16 protein-coding genes and 3 pseudogenes are annotated in these 18,310 nt (G+C 63.0%); 15 read left to right on the top strand and 4 right to left on the bottom strand.

Going from position 1 to position 18,310, the window contains the following annotated elements:
* Window positions 1-367: 367 nt before the first annotated feature.
* Window positions 368-655, bottom strand: coding sequence for a hypothetical protein (locus AC0L28_RS31675; RefSeq protein ID WP_027152808.1), 288 nt, complete (start codon window positions 653-655; stop codon window positions 368-370).
* A gap of 165 nt (window positions 656-820) precedes the next feature.
* A pseudogene (locus tag AC0L28_RS31670) lies at window positions 821-1,048 on the bottom strand (cyclophilin-like fold protein); the annotation flags it as partial.
* Here AC0L28_RS31670 and AC0L28_RS31665 point away from each other — a divergent pair.
* The 5 genes and pseudogenes from AC0L28_RS31665 to AC0L28_RS31645 all read left to right on the top strand — a co-directional run.
* Window positions 1,042-1,844: pseudogene (locus AC0L28_RS31665) on the top strand (LysR family transcriptional regulator); the annotation flags it as partial. The pseudogenes AC0L28_RS31670 and AC0L28_RS31665 sit on opposite strands and share 7 nt — an antisense overlap.
* A gap of 115 nt (window positions 1,845-1,959) precedes the next feature.
* On the top strand, window positions 1,960-2,469 hold the full coding sequence (ruvC, locus tag AC0L28_RS31660; RefSeq protein WP_023799993.1) for a crossover junction endodeoxyribonuclease RuvC: 510 nt from the start codon (window positions 1,960-1,962) through the stop codon (window positions 2,467-2,469).
* Window positions 2,470-2,479: 10 nt separating this feature from the next.
* A complete protein-coding gene (ruvA, locus tag AC0L28_RS31655) occupies window positions 2,480-3,100 on the top strand; it encodes a Holliday junction branch migration protein RuvA (protein WP_023799992.1) in 621 nt (206 codons plus the stop codon).
* Between the two features lie 43 nt (window positions 3,101-3,143).
* Window positions 3,144-4,181 (top strand): Holliday junction branch migration DNA helicase RuvB, encoded by a 1,038-nt coding sequence (gene ruvB / locus AC0L28_RS31650; RefSeq protein WP_027152903.1) that lies wholly within the window; start codon window positions 3,144-3,146, stop codon window positions 4,179-4,181.
* Between the two features lie 128 nt (window positions 4,182-4,309).
* Window positions 4,310-5,224 carry a metallophosphoesterase gene (locus tag AC0L28_RS31645; protein WP_473482314.1) on the top strand — a complete coding sequence of 305 codons (915 nt, stop codon included), beginning with the start codon at window positions 4,310-4,312 and terminating at the stop codon, window positions 5,222-5,224.
* Here the strand turns inward: AC0L28_RS31645 and AC0L28_RS31640 are convergent.
* Complete coding sequence (locus tag AC0L28_RS31640) at window positions 5,218-6,468, bottom strand: glycoside hydrolase family 5 protein (RefSeq protein ID WP_473482312.1); 1,251 nt, start codon at window positions 6,466-6,468, stop codon at window positions 5,218-5,220. The genes AC0L28_RS31645 and AC0L28_RS31640 overlap by 7 nt on opposite strands.
* A 134-nt stretch (window positions 6,469-6,602) precedes the next feature.
* Here AC0L28_RS31640 and ybgC point away from each other — a divergent pair, with 134 nt between their 5' ends.
* From ybgC to ftsH, 10 genes and pseudogenes are all read left to right on the top strand, one after another.
* Window positions 6,603-7,076: a tol-pal system-associated acyl-CoA thioesterase gene (gene ybgC, locus AC0L28_RS31635; RefSeq protein WP_023799989.1), complete on the top strand. Its 474-nt coding sequence runs from the start codon at window positions 6,603-6,605 to the stop codon at window positions 7,074-7,076.
* Between the two features lie 293 nt (window positions 7,077-7,369).
* Complete coding sequence (gene tolQ / locus AC0L28_RS31630; protein ID WP_023799988.1) at window positions 7,370-8,080, top strand: protein TolQ; 711 nt, start codon at window positions 7,370-7,372, stop codon at window positions 8,078-8,080.
* Window positions 8,081-8,089: 9 nt separating this feature from the next.
* The gene (locus tag AC0L28_RS31625) at window positions 8,090-8,548 is read left to right on the top strand and encodes an ExbD/TolR family protein (RefSeq protein WP_077375321.1); all 459 of its coding nucleotides are present in this window, start codon (window positions 8,090-8,092) and stop codon (window positions 8,546-8,548) included.
* Window positions 8,549-8,556: 8 nt separating this feature from the next.
* Entirely contained in the window at window positions 8,557-9,714 is a 1,158-nt protein-coding gene (locus AC0L28_RS31620; protein WP_473482309.1) for an energy transducer TonB family protein, read from the top strand.
* Between the two features lie 68 nt (window positions 9,715-9,782).
* Window positions 9,783-11,066 (top strand): Tol-Pal system beta propeller repeat protein TolB, encoded by a 1,284-nt coding sequence (gene tolB / locus AC0L28_RS31615; protein WP_245268562.1) that lies wholly within the window; start codon window positions 9,783-9,785, stop codon window positions 11,064-11,066.
* 52 nt (window positions 11,067-11,118) lie between these two features.
* Window positions 11,119-11,495, top strand: a pseudogene (locus tag AC0L28_RS31610) (four helix bundle protein).
* A 252-nt stretch (window positions 11,496-11,747) separates the two neighbouring features.
* Window positions 11,748-12,254: a peptidoglycan-associated lipoprotein Pal gene (pal, locus tag AC0L28_RS31605; RefSeq protein WP_473482307.1), complete on the top strand. Its 507-nt coding sequence runs from the start codon at window positions 11,748-11,750 to the stop codon at window positions 12,252-12,254.
* Between the two features lie 202 nt (window positions 12,255-12,456).
* The gene (gene ybgF / locus AC0L28_RS31600; RefSeq protein ID WP_473482305.1) at window positions 12,457-13,530 is read left to right on the top strand and encodes a tol-pal system protein YbgF; all 1,074 of its coding nucleotides are present in this window, start codon (window positions 12,457-12,459) and stop codon (window positions 13,528-13,530) included.
* Between the two features lie 70 nt (window positions 13,531-13,600).
* Window positions 13,601-14,980 carry a tRNA lysidine(34) synthetase TilS gene (tilS, locus tag AC0L28_RS31595; protein WP_287230022.1) on the top strand — a complete coding sequence of 460 codons (1,380 nt, stop codon included), beginning with the start codon at window positions 13,601-13,603 and terminating at the stop codon, window positions 14,978-14,980.
* Between the two features lie 123 nt (window positions 14,981-15,103).
* Window positions 15,104-17,032, top strand: coding sequence for an ATP-dependent zinc metalloprotease FtsH (ftsH, locus tag AC0L28_RS31590; protein WP_023799979.1), 1,929 nt, complete (start codon window positions 15,104-15,106; stop codon window positions 17,030-17,032).
* Window positions 17,033-17,357: 325 nt separating this feature from the next.
* Here ftsH and AC0L28_RS31585 read toward each other — a convergent pair whose 3' ends face one another.
* On the bottom strand, window positions 17,358-18,023 hold the full coding sequence (locus AC0L28_RS31585; RefSeq protein WP_023799978.1) for a hypothetical protein: 666 nt from the start codon (window positions 18,021-18,023) through the stop codon (window positions 17,358-17,360).
* Between the last annotated feature and the right edge of the window lie 287 nt (window positions 18,024-18,310).

Raw genomic sequence — 18,310 nt, 5'->3', positions numbered from 1 at the left:
GTTCATCTGCAAAATCTGGGCAAAAGAGCCTGAACGGTTCCGATTCGATCCCACCCATCAAATGCCGGGACTAAACAGCTAGAAAGCCGACCTTTTCATCCAGCCGACCGCCTTGCGCCAGAAGCTGGCCTCCGTGATTTCATGTCCAAATATCGCGTTTCAGATCGGATACCTGAAGAACGCCGTTGGCGAGGGTAGCGACGGCATCGACAACGATGGACACAGCGATCGACATCGACACAGGGCGGCTTCGGCCGCCACGTTTGATGGCAACGGATGACGTTCAGGGCTCGTTGCACGGCGGCGACGAGCCCGACACGATGTCGCAGGCGAATCCACGCGACGGGCAGCAAGGGCCGTCCCGACTCTATGTTCCCTTCACGATCCTCGGCTTAATTGGTCGGCGGGATTGAGCCGCACTCTCAAGGGGCAAGGCCAGCCGCTTCTCGTCTTCGATGGCGCGATCGACTGCCTCGATTTCCTCTTGGAGTTCCTTTAGCTTGGCTCCGTAGCTGGAGCCGTCGCTGTCCCCGATCTGAAAGCCGCTTGCCCGCATTGCGTCGCGGGTATGGTGCACGTTACGGACTCCTTCGCGTCGAGTCGCGACCAGGATTTCCCTGAACTCTCCAAGACGTTCAACGTGATTTCGAGTCATTGCGTTCTCCTATTTCGTCGTCATCGGCGCTGACGGCGATTCAGCACGGCTAAAACTTACGGCGCAGAAGGTTTAAGCGACTCTAAGAGATACGCTCGACAAAACATGAATGCGGAAGCTCAAATTTGACCGTCTTGCAATAAAGTGGAGCGCGGGAGGCGGCGTTCATCCATTGTGCGGTAGCCTTCCGGGCTCAGGAAGAACTTCGACGCGCATCGGATGCTCTCCGCGCACCAGAAGCGGCGCTGGCCCCTGGTCGAGACGCCCGAGCCGGATCAGGCCGCGCGACCACCGATAGGGACCATGAAACATCGCAAGATTGCCCCAAGGGGCGTAGTAGCAAAGATCGCCAACCGCCTCGTTCCTGAAGCGACCGCCGCCTTCCGGCGCAATCGACGCTCAGCCATACAATCAAGCAGCTCGAAGCGCGCATGGGCATCCGCCTGCTGACCCGCACCACGCGCAACGTCGCAAGACGATCGCGGGCGAACGGCTGCTGCAGACAATTGCGCCGCGCATCGCCGAAATCGACGACGAGATCGCGGCGCTGACGGCGCTCCGCGACAAGCCGTCAGGCTCGATCAGGCTGACCCTGTCCGACCATGCACTCGAAAGCGTGGTCTGGCCTAAGCTCAAGCCGGTGCTTGTCGCCTATCCCGATATCAGCGTCGAACTGATCCTGGACAGCACCTTCCGCAACATCGTTGAGGAAGGCTTCGACGCCGGCGTCCGGATTGGAGAGAGCGTTGAGAAGGATATGATCGCGGTGCGCATCGGTCCCGACTGGCGTCTGGTCGCCATTGCTTCGCCTGCCTATCTCGCCGCGCATGGTGTGCCCGGGCACCCGCAAGAACTGATTCGGCATCTCTGTATCAACATGCGTCATGAAAGCGCCGGCGGCCTTTATGCCTGGGAGTTCGAGAAGGATGGGCAGGCGCTCCGCGTTCGAGTGAACGGTCAACTGACCTTCAATAATACTTATGCCATGATTGATGCCGCGGCCAGTGGATACGGCATCGCCTACGTCCCGGAGAACATCGTCGAGCAGCACATCGCACGTGGCAAACTGGTTCAGCTTCTGGACGATTGGTCGCCGTTCTTTGAAGGCTATTTCCTCTACTATCCGAGCCGTCGTCAAAATCTTCTCGCGTTCAAGGTCATCGTCGATGCGCTACGACATCGGAATTGAAGCGAGGGGATCTAAACCGTGCGATTGGCTCACGCCCTATTAGGACGCAGCGGAACCGTTTCTGGTTTGTTCACATTTCGCTGGCATCGCTGTCCGCCACGGGTAAACTTGGCGGATGGGGGAAACGATTCGCATCATCGGCATCGATCCGGGGCTGAGGCGCACCGGTTGGGGCATCGTCGAAAGCCTCGGCAACTCGCTGCGCTTCGTCGCCTCCGGCACCGTGCGTTCCGACGACAAGGCGACGCTGGCGACACGGCTTTGCCAGTTGCATGACGGACTTGCCGAGATCCTGCATGCCGCCATGCCGCACGAAGCAGCGGTTGAGCAGACCTTCGTCAACAAGGATGCGGCCGCGACGCTGAAGCTCGGCCAGGCGCGCGGCATCGCCATGCTGGTGCCGGCGCTGGCCGGCCTGGTCGTTGCCGAATATGCGCCCAACGCCGTCAAGAAGGCGGTGATCGGCGTCGGTCATGGCGACAAGAAGCAGATCCACATGATGGTCAAGGTGCTGATGCCGAAGGCGACGTTCGACACCGACGATGCCGCCGACGCGCTGGCCATTGCCATCTGCCACGCGCATCACCGGCAGAGTGTTGTCTATAGGTTGGCGGCGCTGGCATGAGGGACCACACATGATCGGCAAGCTAAAAGGCACGCTGGACGAGGTCGACGAGGATTTCTGCATCATCGACGTGCACGGCGTCGGCTATGTCGTCCACTGCTCGACGCGCACGCTGGCCGGCTTGCCGGCCTCCGGTGAGGCGGTGGTGCTGTTCATCGAGACCTATGTGCGCGAGGACATGTTGAGGCTGTACGGTTTTCAGTCGGTTCTGGAGCGCGAATGGTTCCGGCTGCTGATGAGCAATGTGCAGGGCGTCGGCGCCAAGGTGGCGCTGGCCATCCTGTCGACGCTGGCGCCGGCCGAACTCGCCAATGCCATCGCGCTGCGTGATATTGCCATGGTCAGCCGCGCGCCCGGCGTCGGCAAGAAGGTGGCCGAGCGCATCGTCACCGAACTGAAGAACAAGGCGCCGGCCTTTGCGGGCGCTGCCTCCGGCACCATCGGCCTGAAGCAGGAGCTTGGCGAAGGCGTCGCGCCGGCGCCGATCAGCGACGCCGTCTCGGCGCTGGTCAATCTCGGCTATTCGCGCGATACCGCCGCGAATGCGGTGGCGGCGGCGCTGAAAAGCGCCGGCGAGGACGCGGATGCGTCGAAGCTGATCCGCTTCGGGCTGAAGGAACTGGCGCGGTGAGTCTGCGCTTGTCCCGTTCTCTGCCCTGTGCAAGGAAGGCGGCATGAGCCTTTCGCCACGCCTCATTGCTCCCGACAAGCGCGGCGAAGATGCCGAGCAGACCTTGCGGCCGCAGACGCTCGGCGATTTCGTCGGCCAGGCGGCGGTGCGGGCCAATCTCAAAGTGTTTATCGAGGCCGCCAAGGGCCGCAGCGAGGCGCTCGACCATGTGCTGTTCGTCGGGCCGCCCGGCCTCGGCAAGACGACGCTGGCGCAGATCATGGCACGCGAGCTCGGCGTCAATTTCCGCTCGACCTCCGGTCCGGTCATCGCCAAGGCCGGCGATCTCGCAGCACTGCTCACCAATCTCGAAGACCGCGACGTGCTGTTCATCGACGAGATCCACCGGCTCAACCCGGCGGTCGAGGAAATCCTCTATCCGGCGATGGAGGATTTCCAGCTCGACCTGATCATCGGCGAAGGGCCGGCGGCGCGTTCGGTCAAGATCGATCTTGCCCGCTTCACACTGGTCGCCGCCACCACCCGGCTCGGCCTTTTGACCAATCCGCTGCGCGACCGTTTCGGCATTCCGGTCCGCCTCAATTTCTACTCGGTCGAGGAACTGGAGCAGATCGTGCGGCGCGGCGCCCGCATCCTTGCCATGCCGCTCGGAGACGATGGCGCGCTTGAGATCGCGCGGCGCGCGCGCGGCACGCCGCGCATCGCCGGCCGGCTGTTGCGCCGCGTGCGTGATTTTGCCTCCGTCGCCGGCGACGGTCACGTCGACCGCCAGATCGCCGACGAGGCGCTGACGCGGCTCGAGGTCGATGCGCTCGGCCTCGACGCGCTCGACCGCCGCTATCTCTCGATGATCGCGCGGAATTTTGGCGGCGGGCCGGTCGGCATCGAGACCATCGCGGCAGGGCTTTCCGAGCCGCGCGACGCCATCGAGGACATCATCGAGCCCTATCTGATCCAGCAGGGTTTTATTCAGCGCACACCGCGCGGCCGCGTGCTGACCGCCAATGCCTGGCGGCATCTCGGCCTCGATGCGCCGAAGGACCTGGCGCAGCAGCAGATCAGCCTGTTCCAGGAAGAGTAGCGTCGGCGCGGCGTTGCGGCCTTCTTTGCTGCGCAAAATCTCCTAATCCTGGTCAGCTTGCCGGCGCATTTGCGGGCTCTAACGCTTCGCTGTGGGACCGTCGGTTCCACGAACGAAGGGGTTGAGCGATGATCACCAGACGCGGCTTCCTGCGCCTCATCGGCGGTTCCTTCCTATCCGCCGTGTCGCTCAATGCTTATGCGGTTGGCCTCGAGCCGATGCTGCTGACACATGTAAAGCGCTATTCACTGACCCCGCCAAACTGGACTGCAGGATTGCGGCTTCGCGTCGTCGCTCTCGCCGATATTCATGCCTGTCGGCCATGGATGACGCCGGAGCGGATCAGGTCACTTGCCGAACGGGCGAACAGCCTGCAGCCGGATCTGATTGTCCTGCTTGGCGACTATGCAGCCGGCACACGCCTGGTTACGGACTGGGTGGGCTCCTCCGAATGGGCGCCGGCCTTGTCAGGCCTGAAGGCGCCACTCGGCGTGTGGTCCATCCTTGGCAATCACGACTGGTGGGAGGACCTTTCCGCGCAGAAGGCCGGGTTGGGGCCGACGGTGGCGCGCCGGGCGCTCGAGAGCGCCGGCATACCGGTCCTGGAAAACGATGTGGTGCGCCTGGAAAAAGACGGGCATGGCTTCTGGGTCGCCGGACTTGCCGACCAACTTGCGCTGCGGCCGGGCAAGGCCTGGGGCCGCAGCAGGTTCAAAGGACTGGACGATCTGCACGGCACGCTGGCAAAGGTAAGCGACAAGGCCCCTGTTATCCTGCTGGCACATGAGCCGGACATTTTCCCGAAGGTCCCGCCACGGGTATCGTTGACCCTTTCGGGTCATACCCATGGCGGACAGGTGCGGTTGCTCGGCTATTCTCCGGTCGTGCCGTCCCGCTTCGGCAACCGTTTTGCCTATGGCCATGTCGTGGAGGAGAACTGTAACCTGATCGTCTCCGGAGGCCTCGGTTTCAGCATCCTGCCGGTGCGTTTCGGGATGCGCCCAGAGATTCTTTCGATCGACCTGGGTTCAGCACTTCAATGAAGTGACCTGATCGCGTCCATCACATCCGGCTCGGCCTTGTCGCCATCAAAAGCGTCTACGATGCCGAAGGCGCCGCCATAGCTCCAGACCGACCATGCGAAGCCATGGGCTTCGGCGCGCGCGATCATGTCCCTGACATAAGCGGCACGGTATTCGGCCGGCATCACGTAGGGATTGCCGTATTCCTGGCGGATCATGCCGAATTCGCCGAGCGTGATGTTCTCCGGCTTTATCCCGTTGGCCTTTGCCCAGGCCTCGACCCTGGTGAACGGCGCCTCCATCGTCTCGCGCAGCTCCTCGTCCGTGTCCAGGCTGGCGACCTGCTCGTCGAGATAGGCAAGCAGGCCGCTCTGGCGCGCCCATGGCGCCTCGGCCTTGATCCTTGCGCGGATCGTATCGAGCGCAGCATCCAGCTGGGCGCGCGGGACGGCGCTGAGCGGATAGGGCAGGCCGGTGACATAGGGGATGAAGTCGCCGGCCCAGGTCGCGCCCTGATGGGTCAGCAGGAACGGGTCGTAGGAGTGAAAGGTCCAGATGATGTTGTCGTCGGGGATCGCCTTCGGATCGATCTTTGCCAGCGATACCGCCTTGGAATAGCAGGCGCCGGTCAGGATCAGGGTGAGCCTGGTGGCTGACGAACGCGCCGCCGCGAACAGTTTCTGCTGGCGCTCCGGCCACAGGCCGGTGCCGTCGGCGTCGCAGTCGATGACCGGCTCGTTCATCGGCTCGAAAGCGACTTGGCGCGGATCCTCATCGGCCAGCGTGCGCGCCATCTTGCGCACCATTTCGACATAGGCGTCGAACATTTGTGGATCGTGCATCACCTCGCCCATGCCGATCTTGCGGCTGCTGCCGCTGGGGATCAGGTGCATGTCGACGATCACCTTCAAGCCGGCGCGGTTGATCATGCGCACCGAGGCCAGCACGCTGGCATAGAGCTCGTCGCGCAGCGCCAGCGTCTCGCCGGACAGGAACGGCGACGGATCGACGGGCATGCGCAGGAAATCGAAGCCGGCGCTCTTCAGCGCCTTGAGGTCGTCGTCGTTGAGGAATTTGCGCCATTCCGGATAGGGCAGGATTGCCCGCCGGTCGCCCCATTTGTCCTCGCCCGGCCATGTCGTCCATTGGTCGAGATTGAGGCCGCGCTTCATCATAAAGCTCGCCGCCTGGCCCGGCGGCACCAGCGCGGCCAGCGCAAGCAGCGCTGCCATCGAGGTCTTGATCATCGCCGTCAACAGTGCCATCGGGTTCATGCGCCAAGTTAATGCGTGTCGCCCAAAACTGTGCAGCGGTTTTGCGACAACGACGCGCGCCCGCAAACATCACCTGAAGCGCGTCGCGCTTTAGGTGCCCGGCCAGGCCAAGAAAGGAAAGCGCGATGGACGATCATGGTGAATCGGCGGCGCTCTGCGCCGGGCTTTCCGGCGCGCTGACCGAATTCGGCCACCGGCTGATGGCGCGGGTCTACTATGCCGACACCGATTTCTCCGGCGTCGTCTATCACGCGCGCTATCTCGAATTCTTCGAGCGCGGCCGTTCCGATTATCTCAGGCTTGCCGGCGTCCACCACACCGAGCTTGCCGACGGCAAGCACGGCGAAAGAATAATCTGGGTGGTGCGGCGCATGGAGATCGACTTTCGCGGCTCCGCCCGCATGGACGATGTCTTGACCATCGAGACGCGCACCGAGGACATTTCGGGCGCCCGCATCTTTATGGCGCAGCAGCTGAAGCGCGGCGGCGAGGTGCTGGTCGAGGCGCGGGTCGAGGCGGCGATCATCGGCGAGAACGGCCGGCCAAGGCGCTTTCCGAAGGAATGGATCGCAACCTTCATGCCCAAGACAAATCGATAGTTCAAATCGGCAAGTTACCGATCCCAATGATCCGCTGACGATGCCAGGCGGCTCGCCCAAGGCGCGGCAATGCGCCGCGCTGTGCGTCCTAACCCATCCTTAACCATAACAGTTCATGAAGAGAGTGGTGAAGATTGGAGGAATCCAGCGCCTTCCTTTCACCAAGATTTGCCCTGAAAAGGCCGCCTACGGTGCATTTTGGGGTTATTCCGCAAGCTTTGCGCGAACGGATTATAAGGGATGCCTATGGGCCAGCCGCCAGCCGTGCCCGGAAAATTCTTAAGGACGTAACCATGGAAAATATCGCACTCGCCGAACCGGGCGCGCATTTGTCGATTTGGGCGCTGTTCACGCAGGCCGGCTGGGTGGTCAAGCTGGTCATGATCGGGCTGCTCTGCGCCTCGATCTGGACCTGGGCGATCATCGTCGACAAACTCGTCGCCTATGGCCGCATGCGGCTCGCGCTCAATCGCTTCGAACAGGTGTTCTGGTCCGGGCAGTCGCTGGAAGAGCTCTATCGCACGCTCGCCGACCGCAAGACGTCAGGCATGGGCGCCATCTTCGTCGCCGCCATGCGCGAATGGAAGAAGAGCTTCGAGAAGGGGGCGAAATCGCCGCTTGGCCTGCAGACCCGCATCGACAAGGCGATGGACCTGGCGCTGACCCGCGAAATGGAAAAACTGGAAGGACGGCTTGGCTTTCTCGCCACCACTGGCTCGGCGGCGCCGTTCATCGGCCTGTTCGGCACCGTGATCGGCATCATGACCTCGTTCCAGGCGATCGCGGCATCGAAGAACACCAGCCTGTCGGTGGTCGCACCCGGCATTGCCGAGGCGCTGCTGGCCACGGCAATTGGCCTGCTGGCGGCTATTCCCGCCGTCATCGCCTACAACAAGCTGTCGTCGGACGCGAGCAAGATCGCCGTGCGCATGGAAGGGTTCGCGGACGAGTTCTCCGCCATACTCTCGCGCCAAATCGATGAAAAAGTCGCGCAGAAGACCTGAGGAACAATCATGGGAATGTCTGTAGGCGCGGGTGGCGGGGGACGCGGTGGTCGCGGCCACAGGCGGCGCGGCCGCCATCACGCGATGATATCGGAAATCAACGTCACGCCGATGGTCGATGTGATGCTGGTGCTGTTGATCATCTTCATGGTCGCCGCGCCACTGCTGACGGTCGGCGTTCCGGTCGACCTGCCGGAAACACAGGCCAAGGCGATTGCGGCCGACACGCAACCGATCGAGGTATCCATCAACTCCGCCGGCCAGATTTACATCCAGAAGACCGAGATCCCGATCGAGGAACTGGTGGCAAAGCTGCAGGCGATCTCGAAGACCGGCTATGACGAGCGCATCTTCTTTCGCGCCGACAAGGCAACCAATTATGGAGCGGCTCTGCAGGTCATGGCCCGTGTCCAAGCCGCTGGCTACAAGAATATGAGTCTCATCTCGCTGCAGGAACAGGACCAGTAGACAAGAACATGCGGACCGGCCTCACCACATCGGTGATCTTGCATGCGACGGCGATCGCCTTCGGGCTGTTCACGCTGTCGGCGCCGGCTGCGCTTCCGTCGTCCGAAGTCGAGTCGGTCGCAGTCGAGATCGTGCCGATGGAAGCGATCGCGCAGATACAGAAAGGCGACAAGAAAGCTGCGGTGAGCGAAAAGCCGACTCCATTGCCGACCCAGCGTCCGGACATCGTGGCCGACGCAAAGACGGTCGGTGACAACACCATCGATACCGACAAGCCGCCGACGCCGGAACCCAAGCCCCAACCGGTCGATATGGCTGAGGCGCCGCCGCCCGCGCCGACGCCGAAAGAGAAGCCGAAGCCCGAGGACGTGCCGAAGCCGAAGGAAGAGCCGAAGCCTGTCCCGGCGACGGAGGTCGCTCCGGTGCCGCAGCCGAAGGAAGAGGTCAAGCCCGAACCGGTCAAGCAGGCGGAGCCAAAACCGACACCGGCCAAGGAACCGGCGCCGACGCCGCCGCAGGACAAGACCGCCGCCATCGACCCGAAGCCTGAGGTCAAGCCGGATGCCGTCGCCGAGGCCATTGCCCAGGAGCCGCCAACCGAGACGACGCAGCTTCCGGACTCGGCGCCCGCCCCGCAGGCACGGCCGAAGCCGCAGCCGGCCCAGGCCGAAAGCGCCAAGGCGCCCGAGCGCAAGGACGCCGACAAGCCGGTCAAGGAAGCCTCGTCCAAGCCGAAATCGGAAGACAAGCAGTTCAACGCCGACGAGATTTCGGCGCTGCTCGACAAGCGCAAGCCGTCAGGCGGCGGCGCCAAGCGCTCGACCCAGCAAGCATCGCTCGGCGGGGACAAGGATCAGGGCCAGAAGCTTTCGAGATCGGAACAGGGGGCGTTGGAGGCCCAGCTTGGTGGCTGCTGGACCTTGCCGGTAGGGCTTGAAGGCTCCGAGAACTTTGTCGTCGTCGTCCGGTTCAACCTCGACGCCTCCGGCAAGCTGGATGGACGGCCATCCGTCGAAACGTCGAGCGGCAACCGCCCGTTCGACGAAAGTGCCGTGCGCGCGGTTCAGAAATGCGATGTGGCCGGCCTGCAGGTTCCCGCGGGCAAACAAGACATCTGGGCCGACGTTCGGGTCACGTTCGATCCGAGGGAGATGCTGGGCCTGTAGGCTTGGCGCCCCGTAGAATCATTGAAGAGAAGCGAGAAGACATGAAATCCATCCTCAAGCCGCTCCTGATGATCGTAGCGATGGCGCTGGGCATGACTGCCGCCGCCACCTTGCCGGCGCGGGCGCTCGTTGAGCTCAACGTCAACAAAGGCAATGTCGAGCCGCTGCCGATCGCCATCACCGATTTCCAGGGCGGCGATGCGTTGGGCGCGGAGATTTCCGGCATCGTCAGCGCAGACCTGAAACGCTCCGGCCTGTTCGCGCCGATCGACAAGAGCGCCTTCATCGAAAAGATCTCGAACCCGGATGCCACGCCCCGCTTCGAGGACTGGAAGGTGATCAATGCCCAGGCGCTGGTCACCGGCAGCGTCAGCAAGGAGGCCGATGGCCGCGTCCGCGCCCAGTACCGGCTGTGGGACACCTTTGCCGGCCAGCAGATGTCGGGCGAGCAGTTCTTCGCCAACGACGCCAACACGAGGCGCGTCGCCCACATCATCGCCGACGCCATCTATGAGCGGCTGACCGGCGAGAAGGGCTATTTCGACACGCGCGTCGTCTTCATCGACGAATCGGGTGCAAAGAACGCGCGCAAGAAGCGCCTCGCCATCATGGACCAGGACGGCGCCAATATCCGCTACCTGTCGGACGGCAGGTCGATCGTGCTGACCCCGCGTTTCTCGCCAAACCGGCAGGAAATCACTTACATGTCCTATGAAAGCGGCCAGCCGAAGGTCTATCTGCTGCAGATCGAGACCGGGCAGCGCGAACTGGTCGGCGATTTTCCCGGCATGACCTTTGCACCGCGCTTCTCGCCCGACGGCCAGAAGGTGATCATGAGCCTGCTGCGCGACGACGGCAATTCCAACATCTTCGCCATGGATTTGAGAAGCCGCTCGACGACCAGGCTCACCAATTCGACGGCCATCGACACCTCGCCGTCCTATTCGCCGGATGGCAGCAAGGTGGTGTTCACCTCCGACCGCGGCGGCCGCGCGCAGATCTATGTGATGGGCGCCGACGGTTCTGGCCAGACCCGCATCTCCTTCGGCGACGGCGTCTATTCGACGCCGGTATGGTCGCCGCGCGGCGACCTCATCGCCTTCACCAAGCAGACCGCCGGCGAGTTCCAGATCGGCGTCATGCGCGTCGACGGTTCGGGTGAGCGCATCCTTTCAACCGGCTTCCAGCAGGAGGGGCCGACCTGGGCGCCCAACGGCCGGGTGCTGATGTTCTTCCGCGATTCTGCCGGCGGCCCGAAACTCGTTTCGGTCGATCTCACCGGCCGCAACGAACAGTCGATCCCGACCTCGAATTTCGCTTCGGACCCGGCCTGGTCGCCGCTGCTGGAATAGGCTGGAAGGGGAATTGAAGAATTGAGGAACTGACGAGTTGAAGAACTGAAGGATGGAGAAGGCAGCGGCCTATATCGAGCACGCGAGGGATTTGGAAGTCTATAAGCGTGCCTATGCAGTTTCCCTTGGGGTACACAGAGCCACGCTTGCTTTTCCGAAAATGGAGCAATACGCGCTCGCCGATCAACTACGTCGTTCCAGCAAGGCGATCTGCGCCAATTGGCTGAGGGTTTTGCCAAACAGACCCGCTCCAAGCCCGAATTCGCACGGTTCATTTCGATGGCGATAGGGTCATGCAGTGAAGTGGAGACGTGGATTTCGTATGCGTTCGATCTGGAGTATATCACCCAGGTGCAACGCGACGAGTGGTTGCAATCCTATGCCCGCATATACGGAATGCTGGTCAACCTCAGAGAGAAGCTGAGGTGACCTCTTTCCTCAATTCCTCAATTCCTCAGTTCTTCAACTCTTCAATTCGCTCTTTCCACGGCTTGGTCGCGTTTCAGCCGCATTTCTGCCTACGGTCCGCGCGCATTGTTGCCTCCTCGGATTCCCCTTGGGCAAAACGGCTGTGGACGGCAGCCGAAACCAAATTTTAACCGTGTTTCTTGAACGCCGGTTAACCCAAACGTGGTTACTGGACGATCAACGAAATCACTCGAATTGCGAAGGAGAGGCGGCATGGGCCGTATCGCAGCACTTACCAGAAACCCGGCGATGATCGCGCTGGTGGCGTTGCTCGCCATCGCCGGCTGCGCCTCGAAGAAGAACCTGAACAGCGCCGCCGATCTCGGTCTCAGCGGCGCCGGGGCGGCAACGCCCGGATCGGCCCAGGATTTTACCGTCAACATCGGCGACCGCATCTTCTTCGACACGGATTCGTCCTCGATCCGCGCCGACGCGCAGACGACGCTTTCGCGCCAGGCGCAATGGCTGAACCAGTACAGGCAGTATGCCATCGTCATCGAAGGCCATGCCGACGAGCGCGGCACGCGCGAATACAATCTGGCGCTCGGCGCCCGCCGTGCCGCCGCCACCCGCGACTTCCTCGTCGCCAGCGGTGTTTCCGCCCAGCGCCTGAAGACCATTTCCTACGGCAAGGAGCGTCCGGTCGCGGTTTGCGACGACATCTCCTGCTGGTCGCAGAACCGCCGCGCCGTCACCACGATCAGCGGCGCCGGTTCCTGATCGGCAATTTTCCGATCGGCAGAAATGCAACACCTACGTGTGAAAGGCGGCTGCGGCCGCCTTTTTCATGTCCGGCGCCCGGATGTGGGACTTGAAACAAAATTTGGCCGAAGTCCTGCGTCCTTGATAATAACCGAGGCGCCTGACGGTCCACTCCGATCGGAAGGCATGCAACAGGCAAACAATCCACGGCGAGAGGCACATGCATTTCAGATCGGTCTTGAGCGGCACGCTTGCGTTGCTGCTCGTATCAAGCGTCGCTGCCCCGGCAGTAGGCAATGAGCAAGGCACAGAAAAAAGCGGTTTTTCCTTCCGCCTGCCGACGCTCGGCATTTTCGGTGAAAAAAAGAAACCGGATCAGGTGCAATTTGCGCAGGATGGCACCGGCACTACGGGGCTGGAGGAACAACTCCGGCAAATGAACGGCAAGATCGAGGAGCTCAACTTCCAGGTGCTGCAGATGCAGGAGCAGATCCGCAAGCAGCAGGAAGATAACGAGTTCCGCTTCCAGCAGTTGGAAGGCGGCTCACAAGGTGCGCAGCAGCCACGCGAGCAGAAGAAGTCGGACGCCACCACCAACACCGACAGCAGCGTCGCCGAGGCTCCGGCGACGCATGCGCCGGCCGATGCGGGCACACCGCCCGCCGGCGGCCAGAGCGGCGAGGTCATCGTCGAATCACCGACAGGTGAACCCGGCGCGGTGATCCCGGGCACGCCGCCGAAGACGTTCGGCACCATCACCGTCGACAAGAACGGCAATGTGATCGACGCAGACGGCAAGACGCAGGCACATGCACCGGCGCAGAACACCGCGCCTGTCCCCGGCGACCAGGCCGCTGGCACGCAGGCCGGCAAGTCCGACGATACGGTGGTCGCGGCGCTGCCCGCCACCGACGACCCGGAGGAGCTTTACCGCAATTCCTATCAGTTCATCCTGTCGGGCGACTACGGCACTGCCGAACAGGGTTTTCGCGACCACATCGCCCGCTTCCCCAAGGACGCCAAGACGGCGGACGCGCATTACTGGCTGGGTGAGTCGCTGCTCGGCCAGCAGAAGTATCGCGACGCGGCCGAGACTTTCCTCGCCGCCAGCAAGGACTATCCGAAGGCCAAGAAGGCTCCCGACATGCTGCTGAAGCTCGGTGTGTCGCTGGTCGGATTGAACCAGCGCGACGTGGCCTGCGCCACTTTCGGCGAGATCGGCAAGCGCTATCCGAACGTTTCCGGCGCGCTCAAGGAACGCGTCAAGCAGGAAAGGGCGCTCGCGGCGTGTTAGTGTTTCTCTTGCATGTCGTTGTCCCAAGACTTGTTGCCCCAGATCCGGGGCCACTTCTGGGCGACATGCATTGACGCCCGAAACCGAGCCCGACCGTTCGGTTTTTTCGCAGATCGACTTTACCAGCGGCGCTGTTGCGGCCGTGTCCGGCGGCAGCGACTCGACCGCCCTTCTCCTTCTCCTCAAAGATCACCTCGACCGCACCGCGCCGGCAACGAAATTGCTGGCTGTGACGATCGATCACGGTCTGCGGCCGGGCTCGGCAGCGGAAGCGCAAGCCGTGGCCAGGCTTTGCGCCGGGCGCGGCATTGCCCACCGCATCCTGGTCTGGTCCGAACGCAAGCCGTCGACCGGCCTGCCGGCTGCCGCGCGAGAGGCACGCTACCGGTTGCTGGTCGAGGCGGCGCAGGCGGAAGGTATCGGCCTGATCCTGACCGGCCACACGGCCGACGACCAGGCCGAGACCGTGCTGATGCGGCAAGCTCGCCAGGAGGAGGTGCGAGAGCCAGGGCGTGGCCTAGCCGGCATGGCACCGGCCACCCTCTATGACTGGCGGATCTGGATCGCACGGCCGCTTCTCGGCACACAGCGTGCTGCGCTGCGCGAAGTCCTGCGGCGCGCGAATGTCGGCTGGACCGAAGACCCGACCAATGAAGACGAGGCTTTCGAGAGGCCACGTATCCGCGCAGCGCTTGCCGACCGCAATGGTGCGCGGGAAGACGCGTTGGCGCTGGCCGCGCGGGCTGCGGTGGAGCGCGAGCAGCTTGGCCATCGCGCCGCCGCGCTGATCCGTGGCTTTGCCAGCAGGCCCGCAGCCGGCCTTATCCGTCTCGATCCGGGCTTTGCGACAGCCGTCGACGAGGCGGCGGCCGTCTACGCGCTGCGCGTCCTGCTGGCGACTGTCGGCGGCGTTGCCTTTCTGCCCGAGCAGGCTCGCAGCGAGGCGCTGCTCAACCGGCTGAGGCCCGGACCACCTGGCACAACCTCATTTTTCGCTACCCCGTTTTGCGCCACATTGTCGCGGACGGTGGTCGATGCGCGGCGTGCCGGCATTTTTCTGCGTCGCGAAACCCGCAACCTGCCGCCCGCTGCGCCTGCCGTGAACAATGCCCTCTGGGACGGTCGCCGGAGGATCACATTGGCGGACAGACCGGGTGAATTTTTGATCGCGCCGCTCGGCGCGGCGCGTGCCGCAAGACAGGCAATTGCCGAAAATGGCACGCCGCCGAGCCTTGTCCGCGCGGCTCTGGCGGCCGAGCCGGTGCTGTGGCGCGCAAGCGAACATCCGGGCGACAGCCCGGTCTTGCCGGGAATGGCGGTATGCCCGGTCGTCGCGCCCTTTGCCCGCTTCCTGCCGTCCTTCGACCTGGCGCCGGCCGGAACTGTCGCCGCGCTGATCGGCGCGCCGCGACTTCCTGCCCCGCCTTTCGGCGGCCACACTGCCGGTTGATCATGGGCGAAAGCTTAACCGCGACGTGCTGTTCTGCTTGGCAATGAAGGGCGCCATCCCTATGTTAGACCCAAGTTTCCTCTCACGACGCGTGTCCGCTGGCGGACACCAACGGGACAATTGATGAATCCGAATTATCGCAATCTCGCGCTCTGGGCGATCATAGCGGTCCTGCTCATCGCTCTCTTCAATCTGTTCCAGACGCCGCAGACGCGCGGAGCAGCGAGTGACGTCCCCTATTCGCAGTTCCTGCAGGACGTCGCGGCCGGCCGGGTCAAGACGGTGACCATCGCGGGCGCCCGCATCTCGGGCACTTATACCGACACCTCTACCGGCTTCCAGACCTATTCGCCGGGTGATCCGTCGCTGGTTTCGAGACTCCAGGACAAGAACGTCACCATCAACGCGCGCCCCGAATCCGACGGTTCCAATTCGCTGTTCAGCTATCTCATCTCCTGGCTGCCGATGATTCTCATCCTTGGCGTCTGGATATTCTTCATGCGCCAGATGCAGTCCGGCTCCGGCCGTGCCATGGGCTTCGGCAAGTCCAAGGCCAAGCTTTTGACTGAAGCGCACGGCCGCGTCACCTTCCAGGATGTCGCCGGCGTCGACGAAGCCAAGCAGGATTTGGAAGAGATCGTCGAATTCCTGCGGGATCCGCAGAAGTTCCAGCGGCTTGGCGGCAAGATTCCGCGCGGCGTGCTGCTCGTCGGCCCTCCCGGGACCGGCAAGACGCTGCTTGCCCGTTCGGTCGCCGGTGAGGCCAACGTGCCGTTCTTCACCATTTCCGGCTCGGACTTTGTCGAGATGTTCGTCGGCGTTGGCGCCAGCCGCGTCCGCGACATGTTCGACCAGGCCAAGAAGAATGCGCCCTGCATCATCTTCATCGACGAAATCGACGCGGTCGGCCGCCATCGCGGCGCCGGCCTCGGCGGCGGCAACGACGAGCGCGAGCAGACGCTGAACCAGTTGCTGGTCGAAATGGACGGCTTCGAATCCAACGAAAGCATCATCCTGATCGCTGCCACCAACCGGCCGGACGTGCTCGATCCGGCGCTGCTCAGGCCCGGCCGTTTCGACCGCCAGGTGGTGGTGCCGAACCCCGACATCGTCGGCCGCGAGAAGATCCTGAAGGTGCATGTGCGCAACGTGCCGCTGGCCCCCAATGTCGACCTCAAGGTGATCGCACGGGGCACGCCGGGGTTTTCCGGCGCCGACCTGATGAACCTCGTCAACGAATCCGCCCTGATGGCGGCGCGGCGCAACAAGCGCCTTGTCACCATGGCCGAGTTCGAGGACGCCAAGGACAAGATCATGATGGGCGCCGAGCGCCGCTCGTCGGCGATGACCCAGGCCGAGAAGGAACTCACCGCCTATCACGAGGCCGGCCACGCCATCCTGGCGCTGAACGTGCCGTCGGCCGATCCGCTGCACAAGGCGACCATCATCCCGCGCGGCCGGGCGCTTGGCATGGTCATGCAGTTGCCGGAAGGCGACCGCTATTCGATGAGCTACAAATACATGATCTCGCGCCTTGCCATCATGATGGGTGGCCGCGTCGCCGAGGAGTTCAAGTTCGGCAAGGAGAACATCACCTCGGGTGCCTCCTCGGACATCGAGCAGGCAACCAAGCTGGCGCGCGCCATGGTCACACGCTGGGGTTTTTCCGACAAGCTTGGCCACGTCGCCTATGGCGACAACCAGGAGGAAGTGTTCCTCGGCCATTCGGTGGCGCGCACGCAGAACGTCTCGGAAGAGACGGCGCAGATCATCGACGCCGAAGTGCGTCGGCTGATCGACGAGGCCTATTCGACGGCGAAATCCATCCTGACCAAGAAGAAGAAGGAATGGATTGCGCTGGCGCAGGGGCTTTTGGAATATGAGACGCTGTCCGGCGACGAGATCAAGCAGCTGATCGCCGGCCACAAGCCGGCACGCGATCTCGGCGACGACACGCCGCCGAGCCGCGGCTCGGCCGTGCCGAAGTCCGGCAGCCGCCGCAAGAAGGGCCCGGAGCCCGAAGGCGGCATGGAGCCTCAGCCGTCAAGCTAGGGTCCGGCTCAGGAGATTGATTTCGAAAACGCCGCGGCTTGGACGCGGCGTTTTTGTTCAGGAGGTGCCGACAGCCGATCGCGGCCTGAAAAACTCAATCACTTCACCCAAGTGCCGGGGACTTCTCCACATGGGAAATAGACGTTGAAGGTTTGCGGATGCCGTGATGAGGGCTGATCTCCCCGCAAGGGGGAGATTGGCAGCGGCGCCGACAGCGCCTCGCTTGCAGCGCAGATACGGCATATCCTGGCCCTGCCTGCCACCGCCAGCAGCAAAAGGCCCGCGAACCTTCGCGAGCCTTGCTATCTTCGAATGTTAATGTCGATCAGCTCTTCAGCGCGGCATTGCAAAGACTGTAGAAGCCGCCACCGGTCTGGATCCACTTGAGGCCGCCCAGCGTCCCGGCCCCCTTGTTGGCTTGGTACTGGTCGCGGCAGGTGTACATGCGGGCCTTGGCCGGAGTTTCGCTGCTATATTTGTCCGAGATCGCCTTCGGAAACGTCACTCCCTGGGGAGCGGTCACGGTCGGCTTTTTCGGCTGGCTGGTGAGGCTTGCCTGATCGGCTGCCGGCTTGGTGTCGTCGTCGAAGGCACTGGCACCGCACTGGCTCATGCGGAAGTCGTTCCACTTCATGCCGTTCAGCGTGTTGCCGGCCTTGGCCGCCCGATATTTGGCGCCGCACTCCGCCCTGCTGAGGCCGCTGCCTGCATTGGCAGTTGCCGCTGCCTTGGTCGTCGCTGCGGCGGCCGCATCGGGCGTTGCAGCGCTGGTGCTGTTCGCCTTGGCTGGCGTGGCGTCGGTTGCGGCGGCGACGGTGGCGCATTCTGCCTTGCGGAACTGGTTCCAGTTCTGCCCGCCAAGTGTTCCGGCGTCCTTTGCCGCGTTATACTTGGTGCTGCATTCAGCCATGGTCAGCGCATTGGCGGGCGCTGCCAGGAATAAAGTCACGACGGCAAGACCCGTCAAAGTGGCAAGTCGATGGATGAGCATGTGTCTTTTCCCTCTGGATGTTCACGTTATGTCCCAAGTAAGCAATAACACTCAACGAATGGTTGCGCCAGAGGCTAAATGGCGTGAAAGCTGTCGGAAAGTGCATTATTTTTATGAAATGGGTGCCAGCCTCCGTTCGCCGGGCGATTTGCCCGCGCGCATTTGCACGGAAAACTTGTATAGGGCGGACCAGTATCAGGAACTGCCTCACATGGCGGGCCGATCGGGTCGGCCAGTGCGGCGGACCTGAATGCCCGGTCCAGAGCAACACGACGCGCGGGTTTCGA

It is taken from the genome of Mesorhizobium sp. WSM4847 (assembly GCF_055811335.1).
The sequence above is the reverse complement of the archived record's forward strand: the minus strand, read 5'-3'. Positions and strand labels throughout refer to the sequence as shown.

Excerpts from the sequence above, each read along its gene's own strand:
- pal (WP_473482307.1), top strand. The coding sequence starts at position 11,748 with ATGGGCCGTATCGCAGCACTTACCAGAAACCCGGCGATGATCGCGCTG.
- AC0L28_RS31585 (WP_023799978.1), bottom strand. The coding sequence starts at position 18,023 with ATGCTCATCCATCGACTTGCCACTTTGACGGGTCTTGCCGTCGTGACT.
- AC0L28_RS31640 (WP_473482312.1), bottom strand. The coding sequence starts at position 6,468 with ATGGCACTGTTGACGGCGATGATCAAGACCTCGATGGCAGCGCTGCTT.
- ybgF (WP_473482305.1), top strand. The coding sequence starts at position 12,457 with ATGCATTTCAGATCGGTCTTGAGCGGCACGCTTGCGTTGCTGCTCGTA.
- ybgC (WP_023799989.1), top strand. The coding sequence starts at position 6,603 with ATGGACGATCATGGTGAATCGGCGGCGCTCTGCGCCGGGCTTTCCGGC.
- AC0L28_RS31675 (WP_027152808.1), bottom strand. The coding sequence starts at position 655 with ATGACTCGAAATCACGTTGAACGTCTTGGAGAGTTCAGGGAAATCCTG.
- AC0L28_RS31645 (WP_473482314.1), top strand. The coding sequence starts at position 4,310 with ATGATCACCAGACGCGGCTTCCTGCGCCTCATCGGCGGTTCCTTCCTA.
- ruvA (WP_023799992.1), top strand. The coding sequence starts at position 2,480 with ATGATCGGCAAGCTAAAAGGCACGCTGGACGAGGTCGACGAGGATTTC.
- AC0L28_RS31625 (WP_077375321.1), top strand. The coding sequence starts at position 8,090 with ATGGGAATGTCTGTAGGCGCGGGTGGCGGGGGACGCGGTGGTCGCGGC.
- ruvB (WP_027152903.1), top strand. The coding sequence starts at position 3,144 with ATGAGCCTTTCGCCACGCCTCATTGCTCCCGACAAGCGCGGCGAAGAT.
- ftsH (WP_023799979.1), top strand. The coding sequence starts at position 15,104 with ATGAATCCGAATTATCGCAATCTCGCGCTCTGGGCGATCATAGCGGTC.
- tolQ (WP_023799988.1), top strand. The coding sequence starts at position 7,370 with ATGGAAAATATCGCACTCGCCGAACCGGGCGCGCATTTGTCGATTTGG.
- tolB (WP_245268562.1), top strand. The coding sequence starts at position 9,783 with ATGATCGTAGCGATGGCGCTGGGCATGACTGCCGCCGCCACCTTGCCG.
- AC0L28_RS31620 (WP_473482309.1), top strand. The coding sequence starts at position 8,557 with ATGCGGACCGGCCTCACCACATCGGTGATCTTGCATGCGACGGCGATC.
- ruvC (WP_023799993.1), top strand. The coding sequence starts at position 1,960 with ATGGGGGAAACGATTCGCATCATCGGCATCGATCCGGGGCTGAGGCGC.